Source organism: Pantoea sp. X-Soil-ISGK-285, assembly GCF_059730815.1.
In genome coordinates, this window is record NZ_AP035938.1 from 4,067,597 (window position 1) to 4,076,193 (window position 8,597).

Consider the following 8,597-nt stretch of genomic DNA (forward strand, 5'->3'; position numbering starts at 1 on the left):
CAGATCAAATCTCGACCTGGGTGCCCAGCTCAATCACCCGGTTTGGCGGGATCTCAAACTGGTCTGGCGCACGGAGCGCATTGCGCTGCAGCGCCAGGAAGAGTTTGCCACGCAGGCGCAGATACCACGGCCGTTTGCCGATAATCAGCGACTCATGCGACATGAAGAACGATGTCTCCATCATGCGGCAGTTGAGCCCTTCCAGCCCGCAGCGGTGGAAAATCTCCTCGACGTTTGGCGTTTCGCGCCAGCCGTAGCTGGCCACCACCCGCCAGAAGGTGGGTGACAGCTGCTCAATCGTCACGCGACGCACGTTGTGCACGTAAGGCGCATCTTCTGTCCGCAACGTCAGCAGCACCACCCGCTCATGCAACACTTTGTTGTGCTTAAGGTTATGCAGCATGGCAAACGGAATCACATTCAGCGCACGCGACATATAGACCGCCGTGCCCGGCACGCGAACCGGCGGCGATTTCTCCAGTGACGCGATCATCGCCTCCAGAGAGTTGCCATGCTCGTGCATGCGGCGCAGCAGGCGGAAACGTTCGCTTTTCCACGTCGTCATAATGATAAACATCACCAGGCCGAGACAGAGCGGCAGCCAGCCACCGGAGAAGATTTTCACCAGGTTGGCGGTAAACAGCGGCACATCGATACAGAGCATCAGTACCAGGATGACGGCAACCGCCAGCTTATTCCAGTGCCAGTTTTTAACCGCCACGGTACAGGAGAGCATCGCGGTCAGCACCATGGTGCCGGTGACGGCGATACCGTAGGCCGCAGCCAGATTACTTGAATGCTCAAAGCTGATAATCACAATCAGCACGGCGAAGTAGAGTACCCAGTTAATCACCGGAATATAGATCTGGCCCGATTCGCGCTCAGAGGTGTGGATGATACGCATCCCCGGCAGATAACCCAGTCGCACCGCCTGACGCGTCAGCGAGAAGACGCCGGAGATCACCGCCTGCGAGGCAATCACCGTGGCCAGCGTCGCCAGAATCAGCATCGGGATCAGCGCCCAGTCCGGCGCCAGCAGGAAGAAGGGATTTTTAATCGCTTTGGGATCGCTGAGTAACAGGGCGCCCTGACCAAAGTAGTTCAGGACCAGCGACGGCAGCACCACCGAGAACCAGGCCAGTCGGATCGGCACTTTACCGAAGTGACCCATATCGGCATACAGCGCTTCAACCCCGGTAATCGCCAGTACCACCGCGCCAAGCGCGAAGAATGAGACAGATTTATAGTGCAGGAAGAACTCGACCGCGTAGGCAGGATTCAGCGCATGCAGCACTTCCGGGTTTTTCATGATGCCGCTGACCCCCAGGATCGCCAGCACCAGGAACCACACCAGCATCACCGGCGCGAAAAGTTTGCCCACCATGCCGGTGCCATGTTTCTGAATCGCAAACAGCAGCGTCAGCACCGCAATCGACATCGGCACAATAAAGGGATCCAGCGACGGCGCGGCAATCTCCAGACCTTCAATGGCTGACATCACCGAAATGGCCGGCGTGATCACCACTTCCCCATAGAAGAAGCTGCCGCCAATCAGGCCCATGATCACCAGCACTGCCGTGGCGCGTGCACCCGTATGGCGGCCCGCCAGCGACATCAGTGTCAGAATACCGCCTTCACCGGCATTGTCGGCGCGCATCACATAACTGATGTACTTCAGTGATACCACCAGCACCAGCAGCCAGAAAATCAGCGACAAAAAGCCAAACACCGCTTCCCGCTCAACGCCGAAGCCGAACTGTCCGGAGAGACATTCACGCAAGGTATACAGCGGACTGGTGCCGATATCCCCGTAAACAACACCAATAGCGGCCAGCGTTAATCCGCGAAGTGACTGCTTATTATCCGAGCTCATAGAGTTATCTTTTGTTGGAGTCTAAGAGGCGCAACAACCCCTCGCTCAGGCCATCAAAAAGCGCACAGTATGCACGGTTTGCCGAAAATTCCTATACCCGCTTCGCCTGTCTGCCAGGGTAACGGAGTGGTTTCAGGCATTAAAGCGTTAATCAGCGCCGCTTTCAAAGCAGGCAAACCTTATGAAACAAAAAAGCTGACAGCTATCAACGCTTTCACGCATGATGATCTATAGAGTAAGGCGCTTGCTGAAGCGCGGCGGCCCGACGATCGTAAGGACATTGAAGTGATTATGGCTCAACCCCATCTTTTGGCAGAAAGAATTTCTCGCCTTAGCAATGCGTTAGAAAAAGGATTGTATGAGCGACATCATGCCATCCGCCTTTGCCTGCTGGCAGCGCTGAGCGGTGAAAGCGTATTCCTGCTGGGACCGCCCGGCATCGCCAAGAGCCTGATTGCCCGCCGCCTGAAATATGCCTTTCAGCACGCCCGCGCCTTTGAATATCTGATGACCCGTTTCTCCACACCGGAAGAGGTGTTTGGCCCGCTATCTATTCAGGCACTGAAGGATGAAGGGCGCTATCAGCGCCTTACTAAAGGTTATCTGCCCGACGCGGAGATTGTTTTTCTGGATGAGATCTGGAAAGCCGGCCCGGCGATTCTGAATACCCTGCTGACCGCTATCAACGAACGCCGCTTCCGCAATGGCGACAGCGAAGAGGCCATTCCGATGCGTCTGCTGGTCACCGCCTCTAATGAAATGCCGGAAGCGGACAGCGGCCTTGAAGCGCTCTATGATCGGATGCTAATCCGACTGTGGCTGGATAATGTGCATGAGAAGCAGAACTTTCGCAGCATGCTGACCCATCAGCAGGATGAGCACACCAATCCGGTCGCGGAATCCCTGCGCATCAGTGATGAGGAGTATGCGCAGTGGCAGCTCGGCATCAGTCAGGTCAGCCTCCCGGATGCGGTGTTCGAGCTGATTTATCAGCTGCGCCAGCAACTGGAAAGCCAGCCCGCCGCGCCCTATATTTCCGATCGTCGCTGGAAAAAAGCTATTCATCTGCTGCAGGCCAGTGCCTTTTACAGTGGCCGCAGCGCCATTGCGCCGATAGACCTGATCCTGCTGAAAGATTGCCTCTGGCACGACGTCGCGTCCATGCAGCTGCTGGAGCGCGAAATCGATCAGCTGATGACACAGCACGCCTGGCAGCAGCAGCCGATGCTGCTGAAACTGCATCAGATAAAAGCGCGTCGCATGGCTCTGCAGCAGCAACAGAGCATCGCACAGGCGATCACCCTGGAAAAACACAGTGGGATGTTCAGTCGCAAACCCCATTACGATCTGCCGGAAAGCTTCACTGATGAGCAACTGACGCTGATGCTGCAAAAGCCGCTGATGCTGCATGACATGCAGGTGACACATCTGGTTATCGCGCGTGATGCACTGAATCAGTGGCTGCAGAAAGGGGGCGAGGTTCGCGGCAAGCTCAATGGAATTGGCTTTGCGCAGAGTCTGGATTTACAGGTAGATGCGCAGCACTGCCTGGCTATCCGTGATGTCAGCCTGCAATCGTCGCGTCTGACACTGCCTGGCGTCAGCAACAGCGAGCCGCTGCCCGGTGAGATCACCGAAGCGCTGGATGCACTGGAGAGTGAACTGCGGTCGCAGCGTCATCTGTTCAGCCAGCATCAGCGCTGCCTGTTTATCAGTGATGACTGGCTGGCGCGCGTTGAAACCAGCCTGCAGGATGTGGCGGAACAGTTGAAACAGGCGCGTAAATGATCCCACTGGAGACGCTCAGCACACTGCTCTCCGTGGGTGAAACCGAACTGATTGAAGAGCTGATTATTGCCCTGCTGGCGTCTCCACAGCTGGCGCTGTTTTTTGAAAAGTTTCCCGGGCTGAAAAAAGCGCTGTTGCGCGATGTGCCACGCTGGCGAGCGGAGATCAACGCTGAGCTCAAAGCCACGCCGGTTCCGGCCACGCTGGCCGAAGAGTTTCAGCTGTTCCAGCGGGTACAACTCCTCAGCGATCGTGAATTCAGCCACCAGCTGAATGCCACGCTTCAGGCGCTTGAAAGCCTGCCTTCCCCTTTTCTGGATGAAGCCAACCGGCTGCTGCAGCACACCGATATCAGCCATCTCAGCAGCGCGCAGCACCAGCTTTTTCTACAGCGCTGGCGGCTGAGCCTGACCTTACAGACCCTGACGCTGAATCAGACGTTGCTGGAGCAGCAGCGCGAACGCCTGCTGGCGGAACTGCAGCAGCGTATGGCGCTGAGCGGTCAGCTGGCACCGATTCTCGGCGACGATGACGAAGCCGCCGCTGGCCGGCTGTGGGACATGAGCAAAGCGTCACTGCAGCCTGGCGACTATCAGCTGATGCTGCAATATGGCGACTTTCTGGCGCAGCAGCCGGAACTGCTGAAACTGGCCCAGCAGCTGGGTCGCAGCCGCGAGGCAAAATCGGTGCCGTCGCAGGATGCCCCTATGGAGGCCTTTCACCATATGGTGCAGGAACCTGCGGCCGTGCCGGAGGAGGTCAGCGGCATTCACCAGAGCGATGACGTGCTGCGTCTGCTGCCGCCGGAGTTAGCTGCGCTGAGTATCAGTGAACTGGAGCTGGAGTTTTACCGGCGGCTGGTAGAGAAACGGCTGCTGACCTACAAGCTGCAGGGCGATGCCTGGCATGAAAAGGTCACGATGCGTCCGGCCAGCCACCAGCAGCATGAAGAGCAGCCACGCGGGCCTTTCATCGTCTGCGTCGATACCTCGGGTTCGATGGGTGGCTTCAATGAGCGCTGCGCCAAAGCGTTTTGTCTGGCGCTGCTGAAAGTCGCGCTGGCCGATCGCCGTCACTGCTACATCATGCTGTTTGCGCATGAGGTGATCGGCTATGAACTGACCGGTGATGATGGGCTGGAACAGGCGATTCGCTTTCTCAGTCAGCGCTTTCGCGGCGGCACCGATCTGGCAGCCTGCCTCTCTTCCGTTGTGACCCGGATGGAAGGTGCACTGTGGCAGGAAGCCGATGCGGTGATCGTCTCCGATTTTATTGCCCAGCGTCTGCCGGAAGAGGTGATCGGGACCATTAAAACGCGTCAGCGAAATAATCAGCAACGTTTTCACGCCGTGGCTATGTCGGCCCACGGGAAACCAGGCATTCTGCGCATCTTCGACCATATCTGGCGTTTCGATACCGGCATGAAAAGCCGTCTGCTGCGTCACTGGCGGCGTTAAGTCATCGGGCAGAAATGCATATTTGCTATAGTAAATTACCGTTTCACTTACTCAGCAATCTGGAGCTTCCTGTGACGCTTGCTCAACCTCATCGCGATCTGCCTGCGCCGACGCGAACGCTACTGCTCTCCGGCCATAACATTGAACAAAAACGTGCCGAATTGCTGGCCTATTTCCACCAGACCTGGGAACAGTATGAAAGTCTGTTTACCTGTCTGGCCGATTCCCAGGCCTGGTTTACCAAAGCCATTCCACTGCGCCATCCTTTAATCTTCTATTTTGGCCACACCGCTACCTTCTACATTAATAAGCTGATGGCCGGACGCCTTATCGACGCGCGTCTGGACGATCGTATCGAAGCGATGATGGCGATTGGTGTGGATGAGATGAGCTGGGACGATCTCAACGACAGCCACTATGACTGGCCCACTGTCGAAGAAGTCCGCGAATACCGCAGGCGCGTTAAAGCGCTGGTCAGCGATCTGATCCAGACCCTGCCGCTGACTCTGCCGATCACCTGGGAGAGTCCGGCCTGGGTGATCCTGATGGGCATTGAGCATGAGCGTATTCATCTGGAAACGTCCAGCGTACTGATACGCCAGTTACCGGTCGGGTGGGTGAAACCCCAGCCTGCGTGGCCGGTCTGCCCGATGGCGCGCCACCAGCGCGAGGCTGTTCCGGCCAATTCCCTGCTGCCGATGCCCGGCGGCACCGTCACGTTGGGTAAAACCGACGATACCTATGGCTGGGATGTCGAATATGGCCGCCAGCAGATCGCGCTGCAGCCGTTCCAGGCGAGCAAAATGCTGGTCAGCAACGCGGAATTCCTGGCCTTCGTTGAGGCGGGGGGTTATCAGGACGCTCGCTGGTGGGATGACGAAGGCTGGGGCTGGTGTCAGTTTGCTAAAGCGGAGATGCCCACCTTCTGGGTCGGCACGCCTGCGATGCCCGATCAGCTTAAACTGCGTCTGATGTGTGAAGAAGTCGCGATGCCGTGGGACTGGCCTGCCGAGGTTAACCAGCTGGAAGCGGCGGCCTTCTGCCGCTGGAAAGCGGATCAGACGGGTATGAGCGTTCAGCTTCCCTGTGAGGCGGAGTGGGCTCAGCTGCGCGAACAGGTCGCGGGCGATCAGCCGGATTGGGATCGGGCACCGGGTAACATTAACCTGGCGTACTGGGCTTCCTCTTCACCGGTCGATCTCTTCGCCCAGGGTGACTTCTTCGATATCGTCGGTAACGTCTGGCAGTGGACGACCACGCCGACCAACGGCTTTGAAGGTTTTAAAGTCCACCCGCTTTACGATGATTTCTCTACCCCGACCTTTGATGGTAAACATTCGCTGATCAAAGGCGGTAGCTGGATATCGACCGGCAACGAAGCGCTGAAATCGGCACGCTATGCGTTCCGCCGCCACTTCTTCCAGCATGCCGGTTTCCGCTACGTGGTTTCCAGCCATCAGGAAACCATGGCGCTGAACCCGTATGAATCTGACGCCATGGTGTCGCAATACCTCGACTTCCAGTATGGCCCGCGCTATTTCGGGGTGGATAACTATGCAGAAAGCCTGGTAAACCTGGCGCTGAACTACACCACAGCACGCGGCGAGGCACTGGATATCGGCTGTGCCACCGGACGCGCCAGTTTTGAACTGGCCCGCCACTTTGAACGTGTCACCGGCATGGACTACTCGGCGCGCTTCATCGATGTGGCGCTTCAGCTGGCCAGCGGCGAAGACTTCCGTTATCTCCTGCCACAGGAAGGCGATCTGGTGGAGTATCGCCAGGTTCGCCTGAAAGATTTCGCGCTGGAGAGCGAACTGGCGCAGCGGATTCAGTTTGTTCAGGGCGACGCCTGTAACCTTAAGCCGCAACCCGCCCGTTACGATCTGGTACTTGCATCCAACCTGATCGATCGCCTGCGTCAGCCCGCACGCTTCCTGCGGGATGTCACGCCGATGCTGCGTCAGGGCGGCATTCTGGTGCTATCCTCGCCCTATACCTGGCTGGAGGATTTCACGCCGAAGGAGAACTGGCTGGGCGGCGTGCGTGAAAACGGTGAGGCACTGACGACGCTGCAGGCACTGCAACGTCTGCTGGCTGCCGACTTCGACCTGGTCGATGAACCGCAGGATAAACCGTTTGTGATCCGCGAAACGGCCCGCAAGTTCCAGCATACGCTGGCGCAGGTCACCGTCTGGCGCAAACGCTAAGTGAACCGGCAGCGACGCCCGTCGCTGCCGGGAGTTGCCTGAACCACTATTTTGCTGCACATTCATCCTTGTTTACTTAAGCAGACCAATAACGAGGATGGCCATGGCCGAACATCTGCAGCTCGATAACCTGGATCGCGGCATTCTGAATGCCCTGCTCGACAATGCGCGCACTGCTTACGCCGAGCTGGCAAAACAGTTTAACGTCAGCCCCGGCACCATTCATGTCCGCGTGGAGAAGATGAAGCAGGCGGGCATTATCCTGGGCACCCGGGTTGATATCGATCCGCGCCAGCTGGGGTTTGATGTCTGCTGTTTTATCGGCATTATCCTTAAGAGCGCGCGTGACTATCCGGCGGCGCTGAGCAAACTGGATGCGCTGGATGAAGTGGTTGAAGCCTGGTACACCACCGGCCACTACAGCATCTTTATTAAGGTGATGTGCCGATCCATTGATGCCCTGCAACAGGTGCTGATCAACAAGATCCAGACCATAGATGAAATTCAGTCGACGGAAACGCTGATCTCGCTGCAAAACCCGATCATGCGCACTATCAAGCCCTGATCCTTCTCCGCCTTGTGCATAATCTTATCCCTGACGAATGTGGCGGCTGGCAACGGCTGCGTTCGCTTCTCTTAATCTATTAACCCTGTTGTCCACAGGTGGATCACCGCTTGATCACAGCGTACAATGCTCGCCTTAATGTCCGGGAGAGCAAGATGGCCGATATCACCTTAATCAGTGGCAGTACTCTGGGTAGCGCAGAGTATGTGGCTGAACATCTGGAAGAAAAATTACAGGAAGCGGGCTTCTCAACGCAGATGCTGCATGGCCCGGAGCTGGATGAAGTGCCACATGAGGGTATCTGGCTGGTGGTCTGTTCAACTCACGGTGCAGGCGATATTCCCGATAACCTGCTGCCGCTGTTCGAAGCCATCACGGAAAGCCAGCCCGATCTCTCGCAGGTCCGGTTTGGTGCCATCGGACTCGGCAATCATGAATATGATCTCTTTTGTGGCGCGATCCGCCAGATTGAAGCCCTGTTAATTGCTCAGGGTGCCCGCCAGATCGGCGATCGTCTGGAGATTGATGTGCTGGAGCATGAGATCCCTGAAGATCCCGCAGAAGCCTGGCTGGAAAGCTGGAAAAAGGCGATCTGAAGGGGGCTGGGGATCGCGAAATAGTGACGATCCCCAGTGGAAGATGCTGATTTTATCCTTTTCCGCTCGTTTATTTTGTGGATAACTACCCTCTTTTTCTGCGTATAA

Annotated in this window: 6 protein-coding genes; 5 read left to right on the plus strand and 1 reads right to left on the minus strand. The window is 57.0% G+C overall.

Annotated elements, in window-relative coordinates; translation table 11 throughout:
- Positions 1–4 precede the first annotated feature (4 nt).
- Positions 5–1,873, minus strand: a complete 1,869-nt coding sequence (gene kup / locus AC6I8B_RS19230; protein ID WP_010258849.1) for a low affinity potassium transporter Kup — start codon at positions 1,871–1,873, stop codon at positions 5–7.
- A gap of 291 nt (positions 1,874–2,164) precedes the next feature.
- Between kup and ravA the strand changes: the two genes are divergently transcribed.
- The 5 genes from ravA (at position 2,165) to mioC (ending at position 8,489) form a co-directional block, all read left to right on the plus strand.
- Entirely contained in the window at positions 2,165–3,661 is a 1,497-nt protein-coding gene (ravA, locus tag AC6I8B_RS19235) for an ATPase RavA (protein ID WP_010258850.1), read from the plus strand.
- The gene (viaA, locus tag AC6I8B_RS19240) at positions 3,658–5,118 is read left to right on the plus strand and encodes an ATPase RavA stimulator ViaA (RefSeq protein ID WP_497817542.1); all 1,461 of its coding nucleotides are present in this window, start codon (positions 3,658–3,660) and stop codon (positions 5,116–5,118) included. The genes ravA and viaA overlap by 4 nt, the downstream gene beginning before the upstream one ends.
- Positions 5,119–5,189: 71 nt before the next feature.
- Positions 5,190–7,328, plus strand: a complete 2,139-nt coding sequence (gene ovoA / locus AC6I8B_RS19245) for a 5-histidylcysteine sulfoxide synthase (RefSeq protein WP_497817543.1) — start codon at positions 5,190–5,192, stop codon at positions 7,326–7,328.
- A 103-nt stretch (positions 7,329–7,431) separates the two neighbouring features.
- Complete coding sequence (gene asnC / locus AC6I8B_RS19250; protein ID WP_003849496.1) at positions 7,432–7,893, plus strand: transcriptional regulator AsnC; 462 nt, start codon at positions 7,432–7,434, stop codon at positions 7,891–7,893.
- 155 nt (positions 7,894–8,048) lie between these two features.
- Positions 8,049–8,489 (plus strand): FMN-binding protein MioC, encoded by a 441-nt coding sequence (gene mioC, locus AC6I8B_RS19255; RefSeq protein ID WP_010258855.1) that lies wholly within the window; start codon positions 8,049–8,051, stop codon positions 8,487–8,489.
- Positions 8,490–8,597 lie beyond the last annotated feature (108 nt).